This window comes from Enterobacter sp. 301B, assembly GCF_003850715.1.
Lineage (GTDB): Bacteria > Pseudomonadota > Gammaproteobacteria > Enterobacterales > Enterobacteriaceae > Enterobacter > Enterobacter intestinihominis.
Genome location: NZ_PQTC01000077.1, coordinates 1 through 646, shown reverse-complemented (window position 1 = coordinate 646; position 646 = coordinate 1). Strand labels below are relative to the sequence as shown.

Sequence of the window (646 nt, the reverse complement as noted above, 5' to 3'; positions counted from 1 at the left end):
TAGGTAGCTTAACCTTCGGGAGGGCGCTTACCACTTTGTGATTCATGACTGGGGTGAAGTCGTAACAAGGTAACCGTAGGGGAACCTGCGGTTGGATCACCTCCTTACCTTAAAGAACCTGCCTTTGTAGTGCTCACACAGATTGTCTGATGAAAAACAGCAGTAAAAAATCTCTGCAGGCTTGTAGCTCAGGTGGTTAGAGCGCACCCCTGATAAGGGTGAGGTCGGTGGTTCAAGTCCACTCAGGCCTACCAAACTCCTTTTAAAGGATGAGCGGTACAGAGATTACAAACGATGGGGCTATAGCTCAGCTGGGAGAGCGCCTGCCTTGCACGCAGGAGGTCTGCGGTTCGATCCCGCATAGCTCCACCATCCTTTACTGCGAACACAAGAAAACTTCAGAGTGAACCTGAAAAGGTGCACTGCGAAGTTTTGCTCTTTAAAAATCTGGATCAAGCTGAAAATTGAAACGACACATCTTTAATGGTGTGTTCGAGTCTCTCAAATTTTCGCAATCATGAAGTGAAACATCTTCGGGTTGTGAGGTTAAGCGACTAAGCGTACACGGTGGATGCCCTGGCAGTCAGAGGCGATGAAGGACGTGCTAATCTGCGAAAAGCGCCGGCGAGGTGATATGAACCTTTGA

The 646-nt window shown here is 48.8% G+C and carries 2 tRNA genes and 2 rRNA genes; all 4 read left to right on the top strand.

The window, feature by feature from the left end:
• Positions 1-107: ribosomal RNA gene (locus C3451_RS24200) — 16S ribosomal RNA — on the top strand; the annotation flags it as partial.
• Between the two features lie 70 nt (positions 108-177).
• A tRNA-Ile gene (locus C3451_RS24195) sits at positions 178-254 on the top strand.
• A 42-nt stretch (positions 255-296) separates the two neighbouring features.
• Positions 297-372, top strand: a tRNA-Ala gene (locus C3451_RS24190).
• 172 nt (positions 373-544) lie between these two features.
• Positions 545-646: ribosomal RNA gene (locus C3451_RS24185) — 23S ribosomal RNA — on the top strand; the annotation flags it as partial.